This is a genomic window from Streptomyces sp. AP-93, from assembly GCF_022808175.1.
Taxonomy (GTDB): domain Bacteria; phylum Actinomycetota; class Actinomycetes; order Streptomycetales; family Streptomycetaceae; genus Streptomyces.
Genome location: NZ_JALGBX010000022.1, coordinates 42865 through 66109, shown reverse-complemented (window position 1 = coordinate 66109; position 23245 = coordinate 42865). Strand labels below are relative to the sequence as shown.

Genomic DNA, 23245 nt, shown 5'->3' with positions numbered 1-23245 from the left:
CGGACCGCCCCCGACGGGGTGACGTCTCGGTGGGCGGGACGTCGTACCCCTGCGCCGTGACGTTGGTCATTCGCCGACGCGGACTTTCCCACCCGATAACGGCATATGCCGGAGCCCCGGGCCGGACCCGCCATTCCGCTTCCCTCGTCCCGCCGCTAGGGTCGCCGGACGAGCGAACCCCCGAGGGGGCGGGAAGGAACCGGAGACGATGCCCGTACCCGTACCGCGGCAGAGGGACATCCCGGGCACCGAGAGCGGACCGGGCGGCACGTCATCGCTCACCCTGCTGGTGATCGAGGACGACCCCGCCGGCGGCCTCACCGTCCCCGAGATCCTCGACGCCGACGGCCACCGCATCCGGCTGCGCAGCGCCCGCAACCTCACGGAGGCGGCCCGGCTGCTCACGCCCGACGTGAACTGCGTCCTGCTCGACCTCGCGCTCCCGCACGGGCCCGGTGCCGGTGCCGGAGGCTCCGGCTCCGGCTCCGGCGAGTCCGCCGCCGATCCGTTCGGAGCCCTGCGCCAGGTGCTCCGCATCGCGCCGCGGCACGCCGTCCTCGTCCTCACCTCAGAGGAGGACGCGGAGCGCGCCGCGGAGGCCGTCCGCGTGGGGGCCCAGGACTTCCTGTTCCGCGACGAGCTCGACGGGCGGCTGCTCAGCCGTGCCATCCGCTACGCCGTGGAGAGAAAACGGGCGGACATCGCCCAGTACAAGCTCGCAGAATCGAAACTTCGGGCCCAGGAGAACGCCCGCCTGGAGCGCGGGCTGCTCCCGCACCCGCTCCTGGAAGGTTCCGACCTCCGCTTCGCCGCCCGCTACCGCCCCGGCCGCAGCCGCGCGCTCCTCGGCGGGGACTTCTACGACACCGTCCGCACCCCCGACGGCACCGTCCACGCGATGATCGGCGACGTCTGCGGCCACGGCCCGGACGAGGCCGCCCTCGGCGTCGAGCTGCGCATCGCCTGGCGGGCGCTGACCCTGGCCGGCCTGTGCGGCGACGACCTGCTCGCCACCCTCCAGGAGGTCCTCGAAGTCGAGCGCCCCTGCGAGGAGATCTTCGCGACGCTCTGCACGGTGGACATCGCCCCCGACGGCCGGCGCGCGGGCCTGTGTCTGGCGGGCCATCCGGCGCCGCTGATCTCCCGGCCGGGCCGCCCCGCGCGACTGCTCCCGTACGAGAACAGCGGCCCGGCGCTCGGCCTGCTGCCCCGGGCCCGCTGGCCTCGCCGCCAGGTGGAGCTGGGCGGCACGTGGAGCCTGATGCTCTACACCGACGGCCTGATCGAGGGCAAGATCGGCCAGGGCAAGGAGCGGCTGGGGCAGGACGGCATGGTCGAGATGATCAACCGCCACCTGGCCGACGGGCTGAGCGGCGAAGGCCTGCTCGAAGCCTCCGTGACCGAAGCCCGCCGCCTCAACGGCGGGGAGCTGACGGACGACGTCGCCGTCGTCCTCCTCTCCCGCGCCGAGGGCTGACGGGCCGGGGCCTGGCCGGCCGGGCCGGACAAGCCGCCTACGGCCTGCGGCCGCCTACCCGCCTACCGTCCGCCGTTGTAGGGCCCGTACGGCCCGTCGCTGCTGCTGCCGCCCCGTCGGCCGCCACCGCCGCCCGACACCTGCTTGAGGGCGGGGCGCACGTCGACGAAGAACACGATGCTGGCGATCAGCCCGGCGATCTGCAGGAAGAGCATCCCGAGGAAGTAGTCCACGAGCACGGTGATGCCGAGGATGACCAGCCAGAAGGTCTTGGTCTGCTTGCCGGCCGCCCGGTACGCGTCCTCGCGCGCCATCACGGCCAGCACGAAGGCCGCCACGGCGAGCACGAGCATGGCGTACCCGAGCAACGGAAGTACTCCGGTATCGAACCCGTTCATCAACATCGCCTGACCGCCTTCTCGCGCCTCGCCCGCCGGATGCTGCCTCCACGCTACCGGCAGAGTCCCTTTCCCAAACCACAACGGACCGGACGCCCCGCGGGTGCCCGGTCCGTCGCGCGGATCTCAGCTCTCGTCGGCCGTCTCGGCGGCGGCCTTCTTGGCCGTGGCCTTGCGGGCCGGAGCCTTCTTCGCCGCGGGCTCCGCGACGGGCTCGGAGGCCTCCGGCTCCACGACCACGGCGATGTCGACGATCTCCTCGGAGACCTCGCCGCGCCAGGCCCGTACGGTCTGCTCACCGTGCTCGGCGACCTTGTCGTAGGCCTCCTTGGCCTTGACCGCGTACTCGGCGGCCACGCCGACCCCGCGCAGTGCCAGGTCCTGGGCGGTCTCCCCGAACTTCTTCGCGTCGATCGCCCCGAACACCTCGGCGACGGTGGCGGTGACCGCCTCCTGCGCCTCCTTGGCCTTCTCCCTGGCCTTCTCCTGCACGGCCTTCGGGTCGGTGTTCTTCACGGCCTCGATGCGCGCGGGGGCCTCGGCGCGCAGCTGCTCGATCAGCCCGGGCACCTTCTTGGCCTGCTGCACGGCGAGGTCGGCGGTGCCGGCGGCGAAGTAGAGGGGGGTCGGGTCGGTGAGGGTCTTCTTCAGGTCATCGGCGATGGCCATGTGGTGGTCCTCCCGGATCACGGTCTCAGTTCGTGCTCAGTGCGTACTCGGTGCGTACTCAGTTCGTACGGCGCGTCTCGGCATCGCCACTACCGCCGTCGGCAGCGGCTTCCGCTCCCGCCTCGGCCTTCGCCTCGGCGTTCACCTCGGCCTTCGCCTCGGCCTCTGCGGCGTTCTCCTTGCGGAAGGACGCGTAGATCTGGAGCAGCACCTGCTTCTGCTGCTCGCTGATGGACGGATCGGCGAGGATCACGGCCCTCGTCTCCACGGCGTCCCGGTCCCGCTCGTCCAGGATTCCGGCCTGCACGTACAGCGTCTCGGCGGAGATCCGCAGCGCCTTGGCGAGCTGCTGCAGGATGTCCGCGCTCGGCTTGCGCAGCCCGCGTTCGATCTGACTGAGGTACGGATTCGACACCCCCGCCGCATCGGCCAGCTGCCGCAGCGAAAGCTGCGCCTGCCGCCGCTGCTCGCGCAGGTACTCGCCGAGGTTCCCGACGTTGAGCGATGCCATGACCCGATCCTGCCGCACCTTGCTAACTATTGCAAGCAGCTGCTTGCAATAACTCCCACGGCCGTGGGCTACGGCGCCTGCGGCTCAGGGCGGGTCCAGAGGGTGAGGTCGCTGCTGGTGGCGACCGCCAGGGTGCGGCCGGAGGGGGAGAAGCCGGCGGCGCGGAGTTCCGAGTACTCGGAGTGCAGGACGTGCCACCACGTCCCGCCCGCCGGGCCTTCGTGCACCCCGCCGTCGGCGGAGAGGATCACACGGTCGTGGGGCCACTCGGGGCTGACGACGTCCAGGGTCCAGCCGTCCGGTGTGGTGCTGTGCAGGCCGCCGCCGAAGAGTCCGGCGATGTGGACCCGGGTGCCCTCGATCGGGCCGAACCCGGGGCAGGCCAGGTCCGGCGACGCGTCGGGGGTGCTGGTGTCGGGGTCGGGATCCCGGTCGCGGGCGATCTTCTCGCCGGTGACCGCGTCGAAGAGCCCGTGGCCGTCCCCCGACACGACCATGACGAGGTCGTGCCCGCTGTCGGGATGGACGGCGAAGCCGATGCCGAGCAGGCCCCCGACGGGAGTCCTGCGGTCCAGCACCGGCTGCCACGGCTCCGGGGCCTGCACGACGGGGGCGGCGAGGTAGCGCTCGCGCAGCTTCTGCTGGAACTCCGTGATCAACTCGCCTCCCCGGTCCCACCCGTGCCGGCGGCGCGCACCGGATGCGGCGCCGTCGCGATGATCACCGTCGCGTAGTACTCCTCGGAGGTCACCGCGCGTACCGACAGGCCCGCCGCCGTCAGGGCCGCGGCCGTGACCGGGGACTGGCGGGCGCTCGTCTCGATCAGCAGGCTGCCGCCCGGCGCGAGCCAGGGCGGGGCTCCCGCGGCCACCCGGCGGTGGACATCCAGGCCGTCCGCGCCGCCGTCCAGGGAGACGGGCGGCTCGTGGTCGCGGGCCTCCGGCGGCAGCAGGCCGATCTCCCCGGTCGGGACGTACGGGGCGTTGACCACCAGGACGTCCACCCGGCCCCGGAGCCCGGCGGGCAGGGGCGCGTAGAGGTCGCCCTCCCAGACCCGGCCGCCGTACGGGGCCACGTTGCGCCGGGCGTAGGCGAGTGCGGCCGGGTCGATGTCCGCCGCGTGCAGTTCGGCCCCCGGCACCTGCGCGGCCACGGCAGCGCCCAGCGCGCCCACCCCGCAGCACAGGTCCACGACCACCGCGCCGGGCCGGGCCGCCGCCACCGCCTCCCGCGCGAGGAACTCGCTGCGCCGGCGCGGCACGAAGGCCCCCTCGCCGACGGCCATGCGCAGCCCGCAGAACTCCGCCCAGCCGACGACGTGTTCCAGCGGTTCGCCCGCCACCCGCCGGGCCAGCAGCCCCTCCAGGTGCCCCGCGTCCTCGGCGGCGGCCGTCAGCAGCTCCGCCTCCTCCTCCGCGAAGACGCAGCCGGCCGCGCGCAGGGCTTCCACCAGTGTTGCCAACTACCTCAGTCCTCCACGCCTCAGAAGATGTCCGGGCACCACGGCCGGCGTGCCGTGCGGAACACCGCGTCCGCGAGCGCGAGCGCCCCGGGGCGCTCCTCCGTGATCCCGCCGAGCGCCGCCAGACGCACCGCCGACTCGTCGCCCAGGTACAGCGCCCCCAGTGTGCCCACGTCCAGGCGCAGGTCGGCCGGCTCCTCCGTGCGTACGCAGTCCCCCGCGCCCGCGTCCAGCCGGTAGCGCCCGCCCGCGGGACCGGTCTTGTCGACGACCTCCAGGACGAGGACCCCGGGCACCGCGTAGGTCCGCGCACCGAGGGCCCGTACGACGTCCAGCACCCGCACCCACAGCCAGTCGGCCGAGGTCACGATCCGCGCGGCACGCGCGTCGGGCAGCAGCCGGGCGACGAGGTCGTCGGGGGCGCGGTAGCCGGTGCGTACCTTCACCACCCAGTCGATGGAGCACAGGAAGTGCCAGAGTGCCCGCTCCGCTTGCGGGGTGACCGCGAGCAACTGCTGGACCCGCACGGTGTTCTGCGGCACCTTCGCGTCCGTCCAGTTGTCGTCCGCGGTGTACCGCACCAGGCCGGCCACCTCGCCCGCGGCCGTCCGGTACACCGCGTGGAAGGCCTTCTGGTACGGGCGGTGTGACATCTCCTCCGCGCCCGTGGCCAGCCGCCACCAGCGGGCATTGCGGCTCACCACGCCCGGCGTGGCCGCGCGCAGCCGCTCGTGCAAGGCCGGGCCCGCCTCCCGCACCTCGGCCTCGTCCACGAGCTCGATCGACCCTCCGTCCCCGGGGACCGGCTGCCGCGGGTCGAGTCCGGTGCGCGGTACGTCGATCTCCCACTCGGCGGCGGAGGTGGCGGGCCCGTAGCCGTAGCGCCCGTAGATCGGGTACTCGGCGGCGATCAGCGTCGACAGCACGTCGCCGCGGGCGTGGGCGGCGGCCAGTTCGGCGGTCATCATCCGGGTCAGCAGGCCCTGCCTGCGGTGCGTGGGCAGCACGGACACGTGCGTGACGGCACTCGACGGGACGAACGCCCCGCCGGGCACGGTCAGTTCCTGCGGGAAGGAGCGGAAGGTCGCCACGCACCGCCCGGTGTCCGCGTCGAACCCGCCCTGCGTCCGGGCGAAGTCGACGCTCTCGGCCAGCTGGGCGATGTCGGCGGGCGTGCCGTGCGTCGGGGCCAGGAAACCGGTGTGCAGGGTGCGCAGCCAGTCGGGAAGCTCGGATTCGGCGATCGGCCGGACGTCAGCGCTCATAGCAACCCACGCTAATCGGCCCGGCCCGCCCCCGTCGCCCGTATTTTCCGCGGGCTCCCGTGCCTTCCGCCTCCTCAGGCCAGCAGGTCGTCCACCTGGGCCTCGCCCTCCCGGTAGCGCCGGGTGATCTCCGCGCTGCAGTCGTCGGCCGTGCGCTGGAGCTGCTGGCGGCGACGCGAGACCTGCTGCTCGTAGCGCACCAACCGGCCCATGCCCTCGTGGAGTTCCTCGTCCGTGCGGGCACCCAGGTCCGACAGCTCCACGTCGGAGAGCATCTCGGCCGCCAGCAGCCGGTACTCCTCCCCGTGCGGGGTGCCGAGCGTGACGTGCCGGGCGGAGGCGCTGCGGCTGGAGGGGGCGTCCGCGAGGATCTCCGAGAGGCGGTCCACCACCGGCGCCTCGGGGTCCGTACGCCGGGCGAGCTCGGCGCGCAGGATGTCGATGCGGCCCTGGAGCAGCCGGCGCACGTAGCTCAGGTCGGCCTCGTCGCGCTGCGCGTCGCGGCGCAGCCCGCGCAGCTCCGGCAGGCCGAGCGCGGTGGTCGCCGTCGGCGGGGCGTCCGCGGCCCCGGTCCGCTGCGCGGGCGGGCGCGGCGCCGAGGTCTCGGCGGACGCCGCGGCCGCTGCGGACGCCATGGGTGCGACGGGCGCGCCCGAGCCCATGGGCCCCATGGAACCGATGGGCGCGATGGGCGCAGAAGCAGGTGCGGAGGTACCAGAAGTATTCATGCGTTCGTGTCCGTCCCCTCGACCGGTGCTGGGGGCACCGCCTGCGTGCATCGTGCCACTCCCCGTGGTACCGACGCAGTCCCACTCCACCCGATCGGCCCCGGACGGGTGCACGCCTGGTACACAGGTGTTATGCGAGCAGTGGTGCAGAGGGTGGACGGCGCGAGCGTCGTGGTGGCCGGCGAGACCGTCGGGGAGATCGTCGGAGAGGGGCTGTGCGTGCTGGTGGGGGTGACCCACGACGACACCCCGGAGAAGGCGGAGTTGCTGGCGCGCAAGCTCTGGTCGGTGCGGATCCTGGAGGCCGAGAAGTCCTGCAGCGACGTGAACGCGCCGCTGCTGGTGATCTCCCAGTTCACGCTCTACGGAGACGCCCGCAAGGGCCGCCGCCCCACGTGGAACGCGGCAGCCGGCGGGGCCTTCGCCGAGCCGCTCGTGGACGCGGTCGTGGCGCAGCTGCGGGCGCTGGGCGCGACGGTGGAGACGGGCCGGTTCGGCGCGGACATGAGGGTCTCGCTGACCAACCACGGCCCGTTCACCATCGTCATCGACATCTAGCGCGCGGCGGTCACGGCGCTACGACGACCTCCTGGGCGGCGGCCGTCTTGCCCACCAGCAGCGGGGCGTCCACGGGGACGTTCCGCTTGACCAGCGCGAGTGCGATCGGGCCGAGTTCGTGGTGGCGGACCGAGGTGGTCACGAAGCCCAGCTGGCGGCCCTCCTCCCCGTCCGCGGCCAGCCGTACGGGCGCGCCGTGCGCGGGGAGCAGCACCTCGGAGCCGTCCAGGTGCAGGAAGACCAGCCGGCGCGGCGGCTTCCCCAGGTTGTGGACGCGGGCCACCGTCTCCTGGCCGCGGTAGCAGCCCTTCTGCAGGTGCACGGCGGTGCCGATCCAGCCGAGCTCGTGCGGGATGGTGCGGTGGTCGGTCTCCAGACCGAGCCGCGGCCGGTGCGCCTCGACGCGCAGGGCCTCGTAGGCGAGCAGCCCGGCGGCCGGGCCGTGGGAGGCGGCGAAGGCCTCCAGTCGCTCGCGCGGCAGGAACACGTCGCGGCCGTGCGGGGTCTCCCGTACGGCGAGTTCCTTGGGGACCTCGGCGATGGAGCCGGCCGGCAGGTGCACGACGGCGAACTCGGCGGTCCGGTCGGCGACTTCCACCCGGTAGAAGAAGATCATCGACTCCAGGTAGGCGATCAGCGCCTCCTGGGTGCCGGGCTCGACGTGCATCCACATCGTCTCGCCGTCGTCGACGAGGTAGAGCGCGTGCTCGATGTGGCCGTTCGCGGAGAGGATCAGCGCCTCGGTGGCCTGGCCGGGCGGGAGGGCGGTGACGTGCTGAGTGATCAGCAGGTGCAGCCAGCTCAGCCGGTCCGAGCCGGTGACGGTGACGACCCCGCGGTGGGAGAGGTCGACGAAGCCGCGGCCGTCGGCGAGTGCGCGCTGTTCTCCGTACAGCTCTCCGTAGTGGGCTGCGACGCCCTCGTCGCGGCCTTCTGCCTGCACGGCGCCGGGGAGATGGAGCAAGGGGCTGAAGGGGCTGCTGGTCATGGCACCAGCCTACGACCCTGCCCCGGGCAGTCCTAGTGCTGCTCGGCGGGGCCAGTGCTGATCGGCGGGGCCAGTGCTGCTCTGCGGGTGCTAGGCCTGCTTGGCGGCGCAGGTCTTGCAGCGGCCGAAGATCGCGAAGTGCTTCATGTCGGTCTCGAAGCCGAAGGTGTCGCAGAGCTTGGAGATGAACTCGGCGGCGATGTCCACGTCCGCCTCGATGACCTCGGTGCAGTCGCGGCAGACCAGGTGGATGTGGTGGTGCCGGTCGGCGAGGTGGTACGTGGGGGCCCCGTGCCCGAGGTGGGCGTGCGAGACCAGCTTCAGCTCCTCCAGGAGCTCCAGCGTGCGGTAGACCGTGGAGATGTTGACCCCGGAGGCCGTCTTGCGCACCTCGGCGAGGATCTCGTCCGGGGTGGCGTGCTCCAGGGCGTCCACGGCTTCCAGCACGAGCTGGCGCTGCGGGGTCAGGCGGTATCCGCGCTGGCGCAGGTCGCTCTTCCAGTCGCCGCTGTCGGCGGCGGCGGCGTTCTCGGTGTGCTTGGTGCTGTCGGTGGTCACCACCCGGCCAGTGTAGGCCTCGGGCCCGCGCCCGGGGAGCGGGGAGGCCGTGCGGGAACCGGGAACGGTGCCGTGCGGGACGGCGCCGCGCGTGCGGAAGCCCCCGGCGGCCGGGGCGGCCGGGGGCTCCTGCACACGCGTGTCACGGGTCGCACGGCCGCGCGGTCCCGCCGGCGGCCTAGCGGAAGAAGGCGATGCCGTCGTCCGGCATGTCCGGAAGGTTGCGCGCCATCTCCGCGACCTCCTCGGGCGTGACGACCTTCTTCAGCTGGGCCGACATGTACGGGCGCAGCTCCACCTCGGGGGTGGCCTTCTCGCCGACCCACATCAGGTCGCTCTTCACGTAGCCGTAGAGCCGCTTGCCACCGCTGTACGGGCCGGAGGCCGCGGTGCGGGCGACCGCGTCGGTGACCACGTCGATCTGCGGCTTCTTGTCGGCGAGCTCGCCGTACCAGACCTCGACGACGCCCTGGTCGCGGACCATGACGATCTCGACCTTGCGGTCCTTGTCGATGCGCCAGTAGCCCGACTCGGACTCCAGCGGCCGCACCTTGCCGCCCTCGGCGTCGAGCACCCAGGTGTGGGAGGTGTACTCCAGGAAGTCCCGGCCGTCGTGGCTGAAGACGACTTCCTGGCCGAAGTTGCACTTCTCCTCACCGGGGAAGTCGAAGACGCCTGCGCCCTCCCAGTTGCCGAGGAGGAAGGCGAGGGGGACGAGACCCGGGTTCAGGTCGGACGGGATCTGGATCATGAATGGCTGCTCAGCTCAGGCGATCTGTGGGAGGGGTTCCGGAATCCGGGGCGGTCGGCGGCAGATCCGAGGGGATCAGCGCTGGCCCTGGTACAGCTTCTTCACGGCCAGGACGGAGAAGGCGAGGACGCCGACGCAGACCAGGACCAGCAGGGAGGTGAAGACTGCCTCAAGCACGGGGTGCTCCTCGGAGTGTTAAGGGTGGCGTTACGGGGCCGGTCCCCAAGCCTACTGGCCTGGGGACCGGGGCACGGTGTGAGGTGGGCCGTACGACGCGCTCCCCGGCGGCCGCGCGCTAGCCGAGGAGCTGGTGCTGGAGGATCACGGTCTGGTGGAAGGGCACGGTCGCGACCCCGCCCTTGCGGGACTGGAGGATCACGGCGACCACGTCACCGGAGGGGACGCAGCCGACCTTGGCCTGCGCGTCACCGAACGGGGCCGGCTCCGCGTAGAGCGACACGCCCGCGAGGTCGGGCCGGGACTGCCGGTTCCTGGCCTCGGCCCAGGACAGGTCCGGGGCCACCCGGGTCGCGTTCAGATGCATGTCGGCACTGCACTCCCGGAAGGTGTCCGCGAAGCCGGAGGAGTGGTAGCGCAGCAGGTAGACGCGTGTGAGGGTACCGTCCGGGGTGGTCCAGCCCCGGCCCACGATCTGCCGCAGGCCGTCGTTGGCGAACTGCGCCTTCATCTTCGCGTGCGCGGAGGCGTCGTACTCCGTCAGGAAGGAGTCCGGGGTCACCACCTCGTCCTTCTCCAGCTTCAACGTGGAGTCGGGGGTGGAACCGGCGGGCGGCGGCAGGAGCAACTGGGTGAGGCCGGCGTAGTGGATGCCGTCCTCGTTGTCCTTGGCGAACGGCAGCGCCGCACCCGCCGGCAGCGTCGGCTTGGCCAGGGCCGGGTAGGCCCAGCGGCCGTCGGCCTTGGTGGACAGGCCCGGGATGTCGGTGCGCGCGGGCTGGGCGACCTGGTACGCGACGCCCGTGCCGACGGCGCCGAAGACGAGTACGGCGGCGGTCCAGCGCAGCGCGGCGAACAGCTTGCGGCGGTCCTTGGGCGCGGCGGGGACCTCCGGGGCGGCGGACTCGGGGTCGGCGGGGACCTCCGGGGCGGCGGACTCGGGGTCGGCGGGGACCTCCGGCGCGGCGGACTCGGGCGCCGCGGAGGCCTCGCCCTCGTCCCCGGGGGCCACCGTGACGGCTCCGGTGGTGTTCTGCTCGGTCACGCGGACTCCCCGGGGGTCTTCAGGTGGCTCATCTGGTTCTTGAAGAACGCGACGGCGTCGGAGGTGGAGAAGGGCTTGGCCCCGTAGGCGCGGAAGGTGACGACCACATCGCCCTCGACGGCCGTGCAGTCGATCGAATCGATCGTCTCCTTGCCCTCCTCCCCCATCGCCATCAGCGAGCACTTGGCGTCCGGGAATCCGTCCACCTTCGGCGCCTCGCGCTTGTCGCCGGTGAGTTCGAGGATCTTCTTGACGATCTCGGCGTGGTTGCCCACGGCCTTCGGGTCGGCCTGCATGATGCGGACCTCCGCGACCCACTCGCCCTTGCTCCTGCCCTCGCCCTTGGTGTAGCTGCGCCCTGCCAAGCCCTTGAGCTTCAGCCCGGCCAGCATCTCGTCGCGCTTCTTGCGCTCGGTGGTGGACAGGCCGTCGCGGGACTCCTTGAAGCCGTCGACCGCCTTCTCCCCGGAGACGTAGAAGTCCTTGCCGTTCGCCCCCAGGTCGGGGCCGAGGGTGAAGCCGGCCGGGATCGGCAGCAGCTTGCCGGTGAGCTCGTTCGCCGGGACGGTGCCGGGCTCGACGGTCTCCCCCATGCGCTCGCCCGTGGGCACCCAGTAGGCGGTGGGGGCTTCCCGGTCCGCGTCCGCGATCGCGGAGGACGCGGCGACGCCACCGCCCACCAGCGCGGCGACGGTGAGGCCGCCCGCGACCAGGGCGACTGCCTTGCGGTTGATCCGGCGCGCGGGTTTCGCGGGCGGCTCGGGGAGCACCTCGGCTGCGGCCACGGCCTCGGCGGGGGACTCGGGCGCCGGACCGCCGCCCGCGGGGGCCTCGGAAACGGCGGCCGGGGTCACTTCGTTCTGCGTCGGCTCGGTCACAGTCGCTCCAGCTGTCGCTTGGCAAGCTCCATGACATCGCCTGCGGCGACCTTGCCCCGGTTGTTCATGTAGTGGATCTCGACGACGACGTCGCCGCGGCGGGCGTACGCCCGCGCGGAGCGCATCGGCAGGTAGCCCGGCTTCTCGTAGGCCTTCGAGTACACCCAGACGTGCCCGAGTTCCGAGGGAAGTCCGTCGATGGGCATGCCGTCGTTGCCGGCGTACTCCTTCGTGGACGTGTACGCGGACTGGTCTGTCTGGTAATCCTCCGCGGCACTGCGGTCGTTGAACTGCAGCAGCCTCACATCGACGAACGTCGTGTCGTCCTGCGACCACCGCACCGAGGCGGCCCGGCGGAGCCCGGTCGCGGCGAAGTTGCTCAGGGCGCGGTCGGGGTGCTTGAAGTCCAGCGCGAGGAAATCGGTGGAGACGTAGCCCGACCCGCCCTTCTTCGCCCCGCCCGGCACCTCGATCAGCAGCTTCGCGAGGTCGTCGTCCGTCTTGTGCCAGCGGTTGGCGTTGATCGTCTTGTTCGTGGTGGCGTCATCGGGCGCGAGTGCCTTCGGCGCCACCAGGTCCGCCTGCGCCAGCGGGGCCAGCGGCGTCGGTTCGCGGTCGTACTGGACCGCGTAGCCGGTGGCCGTGCCCGCCAGGACACCGAGTACGACGGCGCCCGCGATCAGGAGGACCATACGGCCGCCGCGGCGGCGGGGGGTGGCCGAAGGTGCGTTCGCAACCGCCACCGGCATCACGTCCGGAGTGCCCGATTCCGGGCCACTCTCCCCCTCTTTCCGCTGGTCAGGGATGGTCTGTTCGTGTTCCAAAAGAAGTCCCCCCACAGGACTGGAGTCGCGGATCGATTGCCCGCGTACACACAAGACACCCTGCCGGGGGGAGATGCTGCCGTCATCCTTATTACATTTTTATCTCGACTGGTTTCAATCCTCGTTACGCCGCTTTCCGTCCAGTTCGTCCCACCACTCGTCGGACTTCGGGTCACCCGAGGGGTCGTCCCACCAGCGGTCGTCCGGGCCCCGCCGGTTCGCGACCACCGCGGCGACCGGCGGAATGACCATGGCGACCACGCACAGCGCCACGGCGGCCTCCACCGACAGAAGGCGCACGAAGGACCAGGCGGAGACGAAGAGGAACAGACATCCACCCATGAGCAGGAAGTAGGCGCGCCGACGCCGGGCGGCGGACATGCCTCCAGGGTAGGACCGCCCCCCGCTCCCGGCGAGGCCCGGAACGACACGAAGGGCCGCACCCCGATCCGATGGCGTCCAACCCCCGGGGGTGCGGCCCTTCGGCCGGTCGTGCAGTCCTACGGTCACACAAACACGGTGCTCAGACCGCGATCGCCACGTCCGTCACGCCGCCGGACTCGACGACGACCACGGCGCGGTCGGCCTGGGCGCCGGGCACGAGTGCGCGCAGCGTCCAGGAGCCCTCGGCCGCGTAGAAGCGGAACTGGCCGGTGGCCGAGGTCGGGACCTCGGCGGTGAACTCGCCGGTCGAGTCCAGCAGGCGGACGTAACCGCTGATGGGCTCGCCGTCCTTGGTGACCTGGCCCTGGATGGCCGTCTCACCGGGCTTCAGCGTCGAGAGGTCGGGCCCGCCGATCTTTGCTCCACACATGTTCTCTGTCCTGTCCTAGAGAGGTATGACTACGGGGCGTCGCGTGCCCCGGGAATGCCGATGGGCCAGAACTACTTGTTGGCGCCGAGCTCGATCGGCACGCCGACCAGCGAGCCGTACTCGGTCCACGAGCCGTCGTAGTTCTTGACGTTCTCCTGGCCCAGGAGCTCGTGCAGCACGAACCAGGTGAGCGCGGAGCGCTCACCGATGCGGCAGTAGGCGATGGTGTCCTTCGCCAGGTCGACCTGCTCGGCCTGGTAGAGGGCGGTGAGCTCCTCGTCGGACTTGAAGGTGCCGTCGTCGTTGGCGTTCTTCGACCACGGGATGTTGCGGGCGCTCGGGATGTGACCCGGACGCTGCGACTGCTCCTGCGGGAGGTGCGCCGGCGCGAGCAGCTTGCCCGAGAACTCGTCGGGCGAGCGGACGTCGACCAGGTTCTTCGTGCCGATCGCGGCGACCGCGTCGTCACGGAAGGCGCGGATCGAGGTGTCCTGGGCCTTGGCCTTGTACTCGGTGGCCGGGCGGCTGGGGACCTCGGTGCCGTCGACCAGGTCGCGGGAGTCGAGCTCCCACTTCTTGCGGCCGCCGTCGAGCAGGCGGACGTCCTGGTGGCCGTAGAGCTTGAAGTACCAGTAGGCGTAGGACGCGAACCAGTTGTTGTTGCCGCCGTAGAGGACGACGGTGTCGTCGTTGGAGATGCCCTTGGCGGAGAGGAGCTTCTCGAAGCCCTCCTGGTCCACGAAGTCGCGGCGGACCGGGTCCTGGAGGTCGCTCTTCCAGTCGATCCGGACGGCGTTGGTGATGTGGTTCTTGTCGTAGGCGGACGTGTCCTCGTCCACCTCGACGATGACGACGTCTCCGTCGTTCAGGTGGGCCTCGACCCAGTCGGCGTCTACGAGGACGTCGCTGCGGCTCATGGTGTTCTCCTCCGGGGCAGTGTGCGGCGGGGTGGTGCTGATGGTGCGGGGTGCGTGCGTCCGGGTACTCCCCCAGCTACCGCTGGGAGGTGCCCCCTTGCGGATCCTGTTGCGGGGAGGCTTCAGGAGGGCGGGAGGCAGAGGTGGTCACACGGGAAAGCGGAAGGCCGTCGTCCGGCTATGGAGCGGGATGCGCTCACACGTCACATGGATCGACAGAGCATGGCGGCGACGCGACACAGGTCTACTGCCCGTCGCTTCGTGAGGTCCGCCTGCTGATGCTTCATAGCCATGGATCGTAGGGACGAATCGGCCGCCCTGTCACCGCCGTGTCATATTCCGAGACAGGATCGTCCGAATACTGGGATCGGGCCCCTTGTGGATCTCCCGGCGCGGGGCGCCCGGAGCCTCGTACGGCCCTCCCATCTGCGGATCGGACCTCCTCGTCTCACTATCCGGCCAGGGCCAGATTCTTACCGCCCAGGGTGAGCACCACACCGGCCTCGTCCGACGTCAGCGCCGTCAGCCGGACCCCCGACGGCAGGCCTTCGTCGATCCGGCGGTCGAAGTCGGTCTTCCGGCGGACCGCGGCCTCGATGCCGGGGAGGCCCTCGCCCGGCACCTCGTCGGCGCGGATCCGGACGGTCGTCGGGCCCTTCCCGTCGCCGGAGTCGACGAGGGAGACCGTCGACACCACGCTGCGGCTGAGGGTCCTGCCGAGGAACTCCACGCTCGCGGTGACCTTGAGCTTGCCCGGCGCCCCGCCGTAGGCGACCGTCACCCCGGGCTGGGCCGCCGCGGTCAGGTCGGCGTACGTGACGAGGGCCGAGCCCTTGGCCGACCGGGCGGTGCCGCCGTTGTAGTCGCCGTTCAGCTCCACCCCGCGGAAGGCGACCCGCAGCCGGGAGAGGTGCGTCGTACGGCCGTCCGAGGTCGCCACGTCGACGCCGGCCACCTTCAGGTCGACCTGGTCGAGGTCCCGGGAGAGCAGCTGGGTCAGGAAGGGGAACCCGTGGACGTCCGCCTCCACTCCGGACAGGCCCTGCCGGGCCTGGATCTCGTCCGCCAGCCGGTCCTCGGCATAGCCGGCCGCCCAGCGGTCCACCCCGACGAACAGGCCACCGAGGACCAGTCCGATGATCACAACGACACGCAGGACACGCACGTGCCCACCCCCCAGACGATTGGTACGTCGGCCCAGTGGACCATGTCCGGCCGTGAGGGCGCTGTGAGTTGGCGCGGGGCGGGGTGAGGCGCACTGCTGGTCGATGCGGGTCGACGCGGGGGCTGTGTGAGCCGGTGTGACGACGCCCGCCCCGGGCAAGCGGGGCGGGCGCTCAGGAGGGGAGGCGCGGGCCTCAGCCCACCACCCTGCCGATCAGGTAGACCGCCGGGGCCGCCGCGGCCAGCGGCAGCGCGACGCCGGCCGTCATGTGGACGAACTTCGACGGGTAGTCGTACGCCGCCACGCGCAGCCCGATCAGCGCGCACACCCCGGCCGCCAGGCCGATCAGCGCACCGCCCGCTCCGACGGACGTCAGCCCGCCCACGGCGATGCCCGCACCGGCCGCGGCGGCCAGCGAGACGCCGACCGAGGGCGCGGTGGGCAGCGGGAGCGCCCGCGCGAAGACGGCCACCGCCACGGCTGCGGCGCCCACGCTCACGGCGGCGGAGCCGGCCGCGAGGTAGCCCGCGCAGACGATGGCCAGCGCGGCCGAGGCCACCGAGGCCATCAGCCCGTACATCCGCTCGTCCGGATCCGCGTGGCTGCGCAGCTGGAGCACCAGCGTCAGCAGCACCCAGGCGCCGAGGGTGCCGATGATCGCGCCGGGGCCGTACGGCTCGTCCACCGCGAGCACCGCCACATCGGCGACGACCGCCCCGGCGAAGGCCAGGGCGATGCCCTGACGGGCCGGCCACATGCCGTTGAGCCGGAACCAGCCCGCCGCGGTGAGGCCCTGGAGCGCGATCAGGGGCGCGAGCAGCGCGAACTCGCTCAGCGCGGCGGCCGCAGCGATGACCAGCCCGAGGGCGGCCGTCAGTATGGCCGCCTGCGGACCGGGATCGATGATCGGAGAGCGGCCTTCGGCGCGGGCCTGGGCCGGGTCGACGGCGCGCAGCGTGTTGCCGGCGAGGGTGGGCGGCGACCAGGCGGGCTCCTCCTCGGCCGCCACGCCCTCCGCCGGGAGCGCGGCGGGAGCCCCGTCCGGGGCCTGGGCTACCTGCTGCGGCAGGTACGGGGCCGACTCCGCGGCCCACTCCTGGCCGGGGGCGGGAGCCTGGGCCTGCGCCTGGGCCGCCTGCGCCTCCGCCTGGAACGGGTCGGTCGGGCCGGGGTACGCCGGCGCGTACGCGGTCTCCCCCCACTGCTGCGGGGGCTCGCCCTGCGGGGCCTGCTGCGCCTGTGCCGCCAGCCCCTCGTCGCGGAACCAGTGGTCCGGTGCCGAGGTCTGCGGGTAGGCCGGAGCCGCGTAGGGGTCCGCGTACGGGTCCGGGTAGGGCTCCGCGTACGCCTGCTGCTGCCCCCACTCCTGACCGGGGACGGGCACCTGAGGCTGCGCCTGCCCCTGCCCCGGGGCCTGCGGCTCCTCGCGGAACCAGCCTTCGGGGGCGACCGGGTACTGCGCCGGTACGCCGTCCAGCGGGGCCTGCACCGGCTGGTACGAGGTGTCCCACGTAGGGGACTGCCAGGTCTGGGTCCCGTACGGATCCGGCTGCTGCTGTTGCTGCTGCTGTTGCTGCTGCTGCTGCTGCTGCTCTAGAAACTGCTGCTGCTGTTCCTCAGGCGTGCTCATGGGGCTCCGCTCACCCGCCCGCGAACGGCGGGAGCACCTCGACGGTGCCCCCCTCGGTCAGCTCGACGGCATCGTGCGGGCGCTTGCCCACGGGCTCTTCGTTCACGAGGAAGGAGCAGCGCAGCAGGACCCGGGTCAGCTCCCCGGGGTGGCGTTCCCGCACGGCGTCGAGCGCCTCGGCCAGTGTCCGCGCCGAGTACGGCTCCTCCGCCGTCTTGGCCGCGGCCTTCGCCGCCGCCCAGTAGCGGATGGTTCCGGTTGCCACTGCACGCTCCTCTCGTCGGCGCTCTGCCGTCGGCCTCCATCATGAACCCTCGCGCCCCCGATCCCGGCGTGCCTCCGCGCGCCCCGCGTGCGCCCAGGCGGCCCGCCCCGGGTCCACCGATACGGTGAAACCGGCGCATATGCAGGTCGCAGGGGTGGTGGGAACCACAGAAGTGGAACGCTCAGAAGCCTCGGCCCGGCCCGGGAGGGTGGGCTATTCTGCTGGCGAGAGGATCCGGGCAACGTAGCCCCCGGGTCCTTTTGTGCTTTCAGCACGTTGAACGGACCGAGAACAGTGGTGTCCATCCGGGCCTCAGGGCGCGGGGACGGACGGACACCTGGCAAGTCGTACGAAGCAGTGCCGCGAAAGTCCTCGACGGGACCGAGGAGGAACCGACGTGATGGACCAGCGAACCGTCGTGCAAGTGCAGGTGCGGGCAGAGGTACAGGCGCACGCACCTGCGCACGCACACCACCAGTACCACCGTCCGACCCGGGCGGGTGGTCGGGCATGAGCTCACTCCTGCTCCTGACCAATGCCCTGCAGCCTTCGACCGAGGTGCTGCCCGCCCTCGGCCTGCTGCTCCACAGCGTCCGGGTGGCGCCCGCCGAGGGCCCCGCCCTCGTGGACACCCCGGGCGCCGACGTGATCCTCGTCGACGGCCGCCGCGACCTGCCCCAGGTGCGGTCGCTGTGCCAGCTGCTCCGCTCCACGGGGCCCGGCTGCCCGCTGATCCTCGTCGTCACCGAGGGCGGCCTCGCCGCCGTCACCGCCGACTGGGGCATCGACGACGTCCTCCTCGACACCGCGGGACCGGCCGAGGTCGAAGCGCGGCTGCGCCTCGCCACCGGCCGCCAGCAGCTCGGCTCGGACGACTCCCCGATGGAGATCCGCAACGGCGACCTGTCGGTCGACGAGGCGACGTACTCGGCGAAGCTGAAGGGCCGGGTCCTGGACCTGACCTTCAAGGAGTTCGAACTCCTCAAGTACCTCGCCCAGCACCCGGGCCGGGTCTTCACCCGTGCGCAGCTCCTCCAGGAGGTGTGGGGCTACGACTACTTCGGCGGCACCCGCACCGTCGACGTGCACGTACGGCGTCTGCGCGCGAAGCTCGGGCCCGAACACGAGTCGCTGATCGGTACCGTCCGCAACGTCGGGTACCGCTTCGTCACCCCGGAGAAGGTGGAACGGGCGGCGGCGGAAGCGGCCGCTCAGGCGGCCACGAAGGCGGCCGCCGAGGCCTCCGCGCGGGCTGCGGCGGCACTCACCCGGATGGACTAGTGGACCTGTGGGAATGACCTCCTCCGGACGCCCTGCCCAGAGGTAGGTCACCCCGCGTAGACTTCCGCGCGTGGCCAAGGTGACGCGGGATGACGTGGCACGACTTGCGGGTACTTCTACCGCCGTCGTGAGCTACGTCATCAACAACGGACCCAGGCCGGTTGCCCCGGCCACGCGCGAGCGTGTCCTCGCCGCGATCAAGGAGCTGGGCTACCGCCCGGACCGGGTCGCCCAGGCGATGGCCTCGCGCCGCACCGACCTCATAGGCATGATCGTCCCCGATGCCCGCCAGCCGTTCTTCGCGGAGATGGCGCACGCGGTCGAGCAGGCCGCCGCCGAGCGCGGAAAGATGGTGCTGGTCGGCAACTCCGACTACCGCACCGAGCGCGAGGTCCACTATCTGCGAGCCTTCCTCGGGATGCGGGTCTCCGGCCTGATCCTGGTCAGCCAGGGCATGAGCGAGCAGGCCGCCTCCGAGATCGAGGCGTGGGACGCCCGCGTGGTCCTCCTCCACGAGCGCCCCGAGGCCATCGACGACGTCGCCGTCGTCACGGACGACATCGGCGGCGCGCAGCTCGCCACCCGGCACCTCCTCGAACACGGGCACGCGTACGTGGCCTGCCTGGGCGGCGTGGAGAACACCCCCGAGGTGGGCGACCCGGTGGCCGACCACGTCGAGGGCTGGCGGCGGGCCATGCTCGAATCCGGCCGCTCGGTGGAGGGCCGGCTCTTCCAGGCCCCGTACAACCGCTACGACGCGTACAAGGTCGCCCTGCAACTGCTGGCCGGGCCCGACCGCCCGCCGGCGATCTTCTGCGCTACGGACGACCAGGCGATCGGCGTCCTGCGCGCCGCGCGGGAGCTGCGCATCGACGTGCCCGAGCAGCTGGCGGTGGCCGGCTTCGACGACGTCAAGGAGGCGGCCCTGACGGACCCGCCCCTCACCACCATCGCCTCGGACCGCCCGGCGATGGCCCGCGCCGCGGTGGACCTCGTCCTGGACGACGCCCTGCGGGTGGCGGGCTCCCGCCGCGAACGCCTGAAGCAGTTCCCGTCGGCCCTGGTCATCCGCCGCTCCTGCGGCTGCCACTAAGACTTGATCCGTAACTCACCAGACGGTGAGCTGCGGATTGCGGCCGGGGCGGTGTCCGGGCTTTCCGGCGTGGTCACGCACAGGGCGTGGCTCATCCGGGGTTGCTCGGGACCGCTGTCCGGCGTTGCCGTGGAACTGCCACGCGACCAGCACCGCAAGCGGTGGTCTGGCTCGGTGCGGTTGACTCCCGCAGGGCTTCTTCCAGCCCTTCGGAGAATGTGATCTGTGCGTGCCGGGACGCGGTGGTGTCCAGGTACGCGGCCTTGGAGTCGTCCACGTCGGTGAAGCGGACGAACGCGGCCAGCGCGGCGGATACCAGGTCCCGCTTTCCGGTGAGCCCACAGGCGATGCACTTGTGTTCCCGATCCCGCAGGGTCTTCTTCATACGCTCGCCGCACAGGCAGTGCTGCGACAAGGCCGTGGACCAGGTGGAGGCCCGTACGAGTCGCCCGCCCGCAGCCTGGCACTCCCGCTCAAGGGCGGAGATCAGCAGGCCGGGAGTGGTCTGGGACAGGCGCTTGCCCCACAGCCGGTACCAGGTGCGGATGTCACAGTCCTCCACCACCAGCGCGGGGCCGTGCGCGGCGATGATCTGCCGGGCGAGAAGGCGGGTGCGGTGGCGTCGGTGCTCGGCGGCCGAGGCGGCGGCTTCGGCCTGACGGGCGCGCAGCTCCCGGTAGCCGGTGGAGATCCGGTCCCGGCGGAACGCCTGCTTCGGCACCCCGTCGACGCGAGCGGCACGAGCGCCGCCGGGCACGGTGACGCCCTTGGGCGTCAGACCATTTGCGGCCCGGTGCTCGGCGCGTCGGGCCTGCTTCTTCGACAGCCCGTACTGGGCGGTGTTGGTGGCCCGTCGGGACCGCTCCAGGGCCCGTGCACGGCCGCGCCGCTTCTTTGCATCCCGCTCCAGAAGGGCCTGTTCGGCGTGAGGGTGATCTCGGTGGAGGCCGGGGCTCCGTCGGCTGGGTCCAGGCTGGCGGGGAAGGAGACGATAGAGATGTTGGAGACGTTGCCGTCCACCCCGCCGATCCGGTCCAGGGCGGCAGCCTGCCCACGCATCTGTCGTACGGCGGGGGCGGTGTAGCCGGGGCCGAGGATCATCAGGTGCGCCTCGTACACCCAGCCGCCCGGGGCGGACGCCTTGCGGCGGCGTACAAGATCGACCTTGTGCCAGCGGCCGGGGTTGGCGAGGAAGTGTTCGACCCGTGACCACTGGCCGGGCTGCTGAGGTACCCGCACCGGGAGTACGAGGTCACCCCGGCTGGAGTCGGGACCGCCAGCGAAGACGACGGCGAGGGGGCCCGTGTGGTCCCGCCACGTCGCCCTCCGTGTGCCCGGCTTCCCGGACGCGGTGGTCGTGCCCGTGGGAACAACGCCTGACGGCGTCGCCGGCACTCCCGTCCGGCGGGGCTGCATCAGGGTGTGCTGGCCGCCGTCGGTGTGGGCCATGACATGACCGTGGAGGGTCCCGACGAGGCGGAAGGTCTCCCACTTGCGTTCGGTGGTGTGGGACCGGGCACGGCCGGGGATACGGGTGAAGCCGTACCAGCGGCCTGTTTTCGGACGGCCGTGCCGCTTGCCCGTGGCATCCGGGAACAGGTGCCGCTGGACACCGTTCCACACCTCATCGGCCATGTGCATGGCCAGAGCCTTGGAGGCGTGGTGCTTGAGGTGCCCGGAGTCTTCGAGGTGCTTGTACGCGCAGCGCTCCAGGGCCTCACGGGACAGCCCGAGGCGCTGCCCGACAGCCTTCGCCCCGTCGCGCTCCCGCTCGTGGAACGCGGTCCAGTAGGCATCGACCTTGGCTCGGGCATCGCGCTGGACGGCCCGCTTGATCGAGCCCATCGCCCGGAACAGCTTCTCCACGCGGGCCAGGTCCGCAGGGTCAGTGACGGCCAAGGGCAGCACCATCACCGACACCTGCCCGTCATCGGGCTTCTTCCACTTCGGAGCCTTGTTCTTACCCCGGAACCTGCGTGTCTGGTAGGCAGCGGTGCGGCTCAGGTTTCAGCCGTCCGGCGTCCAGCGGGCGGGTCCGGGCAGCGCCCGGGGAACGGGCGAAGGGCGGGCAGGGGACTCCGCCCCGCGCAGCAGCCCGGGAGCGGCCGGGCCCAGCCCGGCCTTATATCGGGCATACACGGTTCTGTCGGGCTTCTCAGCGGGGACTCAGGAAGCTCTCATCATCGGCGGACACAGTCGTAGTCATGACCGAGAACCTCCGCCGCGAAGGCGAGTACCCCCAGGAAAACCTCCCCCAGCTACCGCTGGGAGGTGCCCCCGGTCAGCAGCCCGCCCCCTGGGGCGAGGACTGGCAGCGCGGTCGTGACCGGCTCGCACAGGACGCCGCGTACCCGCCGCCGCCGGCCTACCCCCCGGCCGCACCCGCCCCCGGCTGGCACGAGGCCCACACTCCCCCGGTCATCCAGGGCGAGACCGTCCCCCAGAGCAGCGGGAGCGGCAACGGCGGCTGGGCCACCTGGGGCGAGGCCGCCCCGGCGGCTCCCGCCCCGCAGGGCCAGGGCCACGCCCGCGCCAAGCGCCCGGTCGCCCTCCTCACCGCCGTGGCGCTCGCGGCGGCCGTCGTCGGCGGCGGAACGGCCGCCGCCGTCCAGCAGATGCTGAACAAGACCAACGGCACCGGCACCGGCGTCAACGGCAGCACCATCTCCCAGTCGAGCAACGGCACCGTCTCCGGCGTCGCCGAGAACGTCAGCCCCTCCGTCGTGCGCATCGACACCCGCACCGCCTCCGGCCAGGGCACCGGCTCCGGCGTCGTGATCACCGCCGACGGCGAGATCGTCACCAACAACCACGTGATCGACGGCGCGAGCCAGATCCAGGTGACGATGAGCGACGGCAAGAAGTACAGCGCGAAGACCGTCGGCACGGACCCGGACAAGGACCTCGCCCTCATCAAGCTGGAAGGCGCGAGCGGCCTCAAGCCCGCCAGCCTCGGCAACTCCGACAACGTCAAGGTCGGCGACGAGGTCGTCGCCATCGGCTCCCCCGACCGCCTCACCGGCACGGTCACCAGCGGCATCGTCTCCGCGCTCGACCGCGAGGTGAACGTCCCGAAGTCGGAGCAGAAGCAGCAGTCCCCCGAGGGCGGCTTCCCGTTCTCGTACGGAGGTCAGCAGTTCAACGGGAACACCGGCACGGACACCACCTCGTACAAGGCCATCCAGACGGATGCCTCCCTGAACCCCGGAAACTCCGGCGGCGCCCTCGTCAACATGAACGGCGAGATCGTGGGCATGCCCTCCGCGATCTACTCCCCCTCCAGCGGCAGCGGCTCCGCCGGCAGCGTCGGCCTCGGCTTCGCCATCCCCGTCAACACCATCAAGGCCGACCTGCCCTCCCTCCGCAAGGGCGGCCCGGGTGGTGCCGGCAACAGCACCGGCACCGGCACCGGCAACACCGCGAACGGGTTCGGGACCTCCTTCTAAGACTTGATCCGCAATTCACGAACCGTGAGTTGCGGATTGCAGCCGGGGCGTGACCTGGGCTTTCCGGCGTGGTCACCCGCGAGCGGGTGGCTCATCCGGGGTCGCTTGGGGCGCTGGTCCGGCATTCGGGGAGCAGAGGCCCGGCCGAAACCTGGCTGCCGCGCGGACCGCTCCGGGGACCCGGAGGTCGGACCGCCATGCGGTTGACTCCCACAGGGCCTCTTCTAGCCCTATCCACAAGGGACTTGCTCAATTTACCAGCAAAGCCCGCAGGCCGGTCAATTACGGAACATCTCTTAGCCCGACTTCCAGCCCGCCCGTGCGAGCCTGGTAGGAGACCGACCA

27 protein-coding genes are annotated in these 23245 nt (G+C 71.9%); 5 read left to right on the top strand and 22 right to left on the bottom strand.

Annotation, left to right across the window (positions count from 1 at the left end; translation table 11 throughout):
• Positions 1 to 208 precede the first annotated feature (208 nt).
• Positions 209 to 1477 carry a PP2C family protein-serine/threonine phosphatase gene (locus tag MTF69_RS30785; protein ID WP_243339470.1) on the top strand — a complete coding sequence of 423 codons (1269 nt, stop codon included), beginning with the start codon at positions 209 to 211 and terminating at the stop codon, positions 1475 to 1477.
• Between the two features lie 62 nt (positions 1478 to 1539).
• Here the strand turns inward: MTF69_RS30785 and MTF69_RS30780 are convergent, their stop codons facing one another.
• The 7 genes from MTF69_RS30780 to MTF69_RS30750 all read right to left on the bottom strand — a co-directional run bounded on the left by MTF69_RS30780 (position 1540) and on the right by MTF69_RS30750 (position 6510).
• Positions 1540 to 1881, bottom strand: coding sequence for a DUF2516 family protein (locus MTF69_RS30780; protein ID WP_243339468.1), 342 nt, complete (start codon positions 1879 to 1881; stop codon positions 1540 to 1542).
• Between the two features lie 120 nt (positions 1882 to 2001).
• Positions 2002 to 2544, bottom strand: coding sequence for a hypothetical protein (locus MTF69_RS30775; RefSeq protein ID WP_243339467.1), 543 nt, complete (start codon positions 2542 to 2544; stop codon positions 2002 to 2004).
• 58 nt (positions 2545 to 2602) lie between these two features.
• Positions 2603 to 3055, bottom strand: coding sequence for a helix-turn-helix domain-containing protein (locus MTF69_RS30770; RefSeq protein ID WP_243339466.1), 453 nt, complete (start codon positions 3053 to 3055; stop codon positions 2603 to 2605).
• A gap of 68 nt (positions 3056 to 3123) precedes the next feature.
• Positions 3124 to 3714 carry a hypothetical protein gene (locus MTF69_RS30765; RefSeq protein ID WP_243339465.1) on the bottom strand — a complete coding sequence of 197 codons (591 nt, stop codon included), beginning with the start codon at positions 3712 to 3714 and terminating at the stop codon, positions 3124 to 3126.
• Positions 3711 to 4517, bottom strand: a complete 807-nt coding sequence (locus tag MTF69_RS30760) for a putative protein N(5)-glutamine methyltransferase (RefSeq protein ID WP_243339464.1) — start codon at positions 4515 to 4517, stop codon at positions 3711 to 3713. The genes MTF69_RS30765 and MTF69_RS30760 overlap by 4 nt, the downstream gene beginning before the upstream one ends.
• A 20-nt stretch (positions 4518 to 4537) precedes the next feature.
• Complete coding sequence (locus tag MTF69_RS30755; RefSeq protein WP_243339463.1) at positions 4538 to 5782, bottom strand: GNAT family N-acetyltransferase; 1245 nt, start codon at positions 5780 to 5782, stop codon at positions 4538 to 4540.
• A 74-nt stretch (positions 5783 to 5856) separates the two neighbouring features.
• Entirely contained in the window at positions 5857 to 6510 is a 654-nt protein-coding gene (locus MTF69_RS30750) for an AmfC protein (RefSeq protein WP_243339462.1), read from the bottom strand.
• A 132-nt stretch (positions 6511 to 6642) separates the two neighbouring features.
• On the opposite strand from MTF69_RS30750, the gene dtd reads away from it, so the two are divergent.
• Entirely contained in the window at positions 6643 to 7068 is a 426-nt protein-coding gene (gene dtd / locus MTF69_RS30745) for a D-aminoacyl-tRNA deacylase (RefSeq protein ID WP_243339461.1), read from the top strand.
• 10 nt (positions 7069 to 7078) lie between these two features.
• On the opposite strand, the gene MTF69_RS30740 is transcribed toward dtd, so the two are convergent.
• From MTF69_RS30740 to MTF69_RS30685, 13 genes are all read right to left on the bottom strand, one after another.
• Entirely contained in the window at positions 7079 to 8056 is a 978-nt protein-coding gene (locus tag MTF69_RS30740; RefSeq protein ID WP_243339460.1) for a folate-binding protein YgfZ, read from the bottom strand.
• 90 nt (positions 8057 to 8146) lie between these two features.
• On the bottom strand, positions 8147 to 8617 hold the full coding sequence (locus MTF69_RS30735) for a Fur family transcriptional regulator (protein WP_308401476.1): 471 nt from the start codon (positions 8615 to 8617) through the stop codon (positions 8147 to 8149).
• 175 nt (positions 8618 to 8792) lie between these two features.
• Positions 8793 to 9365 carry an FABP family protein gene (locus tag MTF69_RS30730; RefSeq protein ID WP_243339459.1) on the bottom strand — a complete coding sequence of 191 codons (573 nt, stop codon included), beginning with the start codon at positions 9363 to 9365 and terminating at the stop codon, positions 8793 to 8795.
• Positions 9366 to 9660: 295 nt separating this feature from the next.
• Positions 9661 to 10587, bottom strand: a complete 927-nt coding sequence (locus MTF69_RS30725) for a hypothetical protein (protein WP_243339458.1) — start codon at positions 10585 to 10587, stop codon at positions 9661 to 9663.
• Positions 10584 to 11465, bottom strand: coding sequence for a hypothetical protein (locus MTF69_RS30720; protein ID WP_243339457.1), 882 nt, complete (start codon positions 11463 to 11465; stop codon positions 10584 to 10586). Before MTF69_RS30720 ends, MTF69_RS30725 begins: the two co-directional genes overlap by 4 nt.
• A complete protein-coding gene (locus tag MTF69_RS30715; protein WP_243339456.1) occupies positions 11462 to 12157 on the bottom strand; it encodes a hypothetical protein in 696 nt (231 codons plus the stop codon). Before MTF69_RS30715 ends, MTF69_RS30720 begins: the two co-directional genes overlap by 4 nt.
• Positions 12158 to 12403: 246 nt before the next feature.
• The gene (locus MTF69_RS30710) at positions 12404 to 12787 is read right to left on the bottom strand and encodes a DUF3099 domain-containing protein (RefSeq protein WP_374324464.1); all 384 of its coding nucleotides are present in this window, start codon (positions 12785 to 12787) and stop codon (positions 12404 to 12406) included.
• 25 nt (positions 12788 to 12812) lie between these two features.
• Positions 12813 to 13103, bottom strand: a complete 291-nt coding sequence (locus tag MTF69_RS30705) for a DUF1416 domain-containing protein (RefSeq protein WP_243339454.1) — start codon at positions 13101 to 13103, stop codon at positions 12813 to 12815.
• A 71-nt stretch (positions 13104 to 13174) separates the two neighbouring features.
• Complete coding sequence (locus MTF69_RS30700) at positions 13175 to 14020, bottom strand: sulfurtransferase (RefSeq protein WP_243339453.1); 846 nt, start codon at positions 14018 to 14020, stop codon at positions 13175 to 13177.
• A gap of 203 nt (positions 14021 to 14223) precedes the next feature.
• Complete coding sequence (locus MTF69_RS43830; protein ID WP_350206375.1) at positions 14224 to 14307, bottom strand: putative leader peptide; 84 nt, start codon at positions 14305 to 14307, stop codon at positions 14224 to 14226.
• 164 nt (positions 14308 to 14471) lie between these two features.
• A complete protein-coding gene (locus MTF69_RS30695) occupies positions 14472 to 15185 on the bottom strand; it encodes a DUF2993 domain-containing protein (RefSeq protein WP_243339452.1) in 714 nt (237 codons plus the stop codon).
• A 193-nt stretch (positions 15186 to 15378) separates the two neighbouring features.
• Complete coding sequence (locus MTF69_RS30690) at positions 15379 to 16815, bottom strand: hypothetical protein (protein ID WP_243339451.1); 1437 nt, start codon at positions 16813 to 16815, stop codon at positions 15379 to 15381.
• Between the two features lie 10 nt (positions 16816 to 16825).
• The gene (locus tag MTF69_RS30685) at positions 16826 to 17080 is read right to left on the bottom strand and encodes a MoaD/ThiS family protein (RefSeq protein ID WP_215028275.1); all 255 of its coding nucleotides are present in this window, start codon (positions 17078 to 17080) and stop codon (positions 16826 to 16828) included.
• Positions 17081 to 17590: 510 nt separating this feature from the next.
• Here MTF69_RS30685 and MTF69_RS30680 point away from each other — a divergent pair.
• Positions 17591 to 18361: a response regulator transcription factor gene (locus MTF69_RS30680; RefSeq protein ID WP_243339450.1), complete on the top strand. Its 771-nt coding sequence runs from the start codon at positions 17591 to 17593 to the stop codon at positions 18359 to 18361.
• Between the two features lie 70 nt (positions 18362 to 18431).
• Positions 18432 to 19454 (top strand): LacI family DNA-binding transcriptional regulator, encoded by a 1023-nt coding sequence (locus tag MTF69_RS30675; RefSeq protein WP_243339449.1) that lies wholly within the window; start codon positions 18432 to 18434, stop codon positions 19452 to 19454.
• Between the two features lie 91 nt (positions 19455 to 19545).
• On the opposite strand, the gene MTF69_RS43520 is transcribed toward MTF69_RS30675, so the two are convergent.
• Positions 19546 to 20175, bottom strand: a complete 630-nt coding sequence (locus tag MTF69_RS43520; RefSeq protein WP_243339448.1) for a transposase — start codon at positions 20173 to 20175, stop codon at positions 19546 to 19548.
• Positions 20176 to 20228: 53 nt separating this feature from the next.
• Complete coding sequence (locus tag MTF69_RS30665; RefSeq protein WP_243339447.1) at positions 20229 to 21365, bottom strand: hypothetical protein; 1137 nt, start codon at positions 21363 to 21365, stop codon at positions 20229 to 20231.
• Between the two features lie 293 nt (positions 21366 to 21658).
• Here MTF69_RS30665 and MTF69_RS30660 point away from each other — a divergent pair, with 293 nt between their 5' ends.
• Positions 21659 to 22900, top strand: a complete 1242-nt coding sequence (locus MTF69_RS30660) for a S1C family serine protease (RefSeq protein ID WP_243339446.1) — start codon at positions 21659 to 21661, stop codon at positions 22898 to 22900.
• Positions 22901 to 23245 lie beyond the last annotated feature (345 nt).

Bases quoted from the DNA above. Each gene is read 5' to 3' on its own strand.
- MTF69_RS30750 (WP_243339462.1), bottom strand. From the start codon at position 6,510: ATGAATACTTCTGGTACCTCCGCACCTGCTTCTGCGCCCATCGCGCCC.
- MTF69_RS30715 (WP_243339456.1), bottom strand. From the start codon at position 12,157: ATGGTCCTCCTGATCGCGGGCGCCGTCGTACTCGGTGTCCTGGCGGGC.
- MTF69_RS30740 (WP_243339460.1), bottom strand. From the start codon at position 8,056: ATGACCAGCAGCCCCTTCAGCCCCTTGCTCCATCTCCCCGGCGCCGTG.
- MTF69_RS30780 (WP_243339468.1), bottom strand. From the start codon at position 1,881: ATGTTGATGAACGGGTTCGATACCGGAGTACTTCCGTTGCTCGGGTAC.
- MTF69_RS30730 (WP_243339459.1), bottom strand. From the start codon at position 9,365: ATGATCCAGATCCCGTCCGACCTGAACCCGGGTCTCGTCCCCCTCGCC.
- MTF69_RS30705 (WP_243339454.1), bottom strand. From the start codon at position 13,103: ATGTGTGGAGCAAAGATCGGCGGGCCCGACCTCTCGACGCTGAAGCCC.
- MTF69_RS30660 (WP_243339446.1), top strand. From the start codon at position 21,659: ATGACCGAGAACCTCCGCCGCGAAGGCGAGTACCCCCAGGAAAACCTC.
- MTF69_RS30700 (WP_243339453.1), bottom strand. From the start codon at position 14,020: ATGAGCCGCAGCGACGTCCTCGTAGACGCCGACTGGGTCGAGGCCCAC.
- MTF69_RS30755 (WP_243339463.1), bottom strand. From the start codon at position 5,782: ATGAGCGCTGACGTCCGGCCGATCGCCGAATCCGAGCTTCCCGACTGG.
- MTF69_RS30665 (WP_243339447.1), bottom strand. From the start codon at position 21,365: ATGGTGCTGCCCTTGGCCGTCACTGACCCTGCGGACCTGGCCCGCGTG.
- MTF69_RS30680 (WP_243339450.1), top strand. From the start codon at position 17,591: ATGAGCTCACTCCTGCTCCTGACCAATGCCCTGCAGCCTTCGACCGAG.
- dtd (WP_243339461.1), top strand. From the start codon at position 6,643: ATGCGAGCAGTGGTGCAGAGGGTGGACGGCGCGAGCGTCGTGGTGGCC.
- MTF69_RS30775 (WP_243339467.1), bottom strand. From the start codon at position 2,544: ATGGCCATCGCCGATGACCTGAAGAAGACCCTCACCGACCCGACCCCC.
- MTF69_RS30785 (WP_243339470.1), top strand. From the start codon at position 209: ATGCCCGTACCCGTACCGCGGCAGAGGGACATCCCGGGCACCGAGAGC.
- MTF69_RS30770 (WP_243339466.1), bottom strand. From the start codon at position 3,055: ATGGCATCGCTCAACGTCGGGAACCTCGGCGAGTACCTGCGCGAGCAG.
- MTF69_RS43830 (WP_350206375.1), bottom strand. From the start codon at position 14,307: ATGAAGCATCAGCAGGCGGACCTCACGAAGCGACGGGCAGTAGACCTG.
- MTF69_RS30690 (WP_243339451.1), bottom strand. From the start codon at position 16,815: ATGAGCACGCCTGAGGAACAGCAGCAGCAGTTTCTAGAGCAGCAGCAG.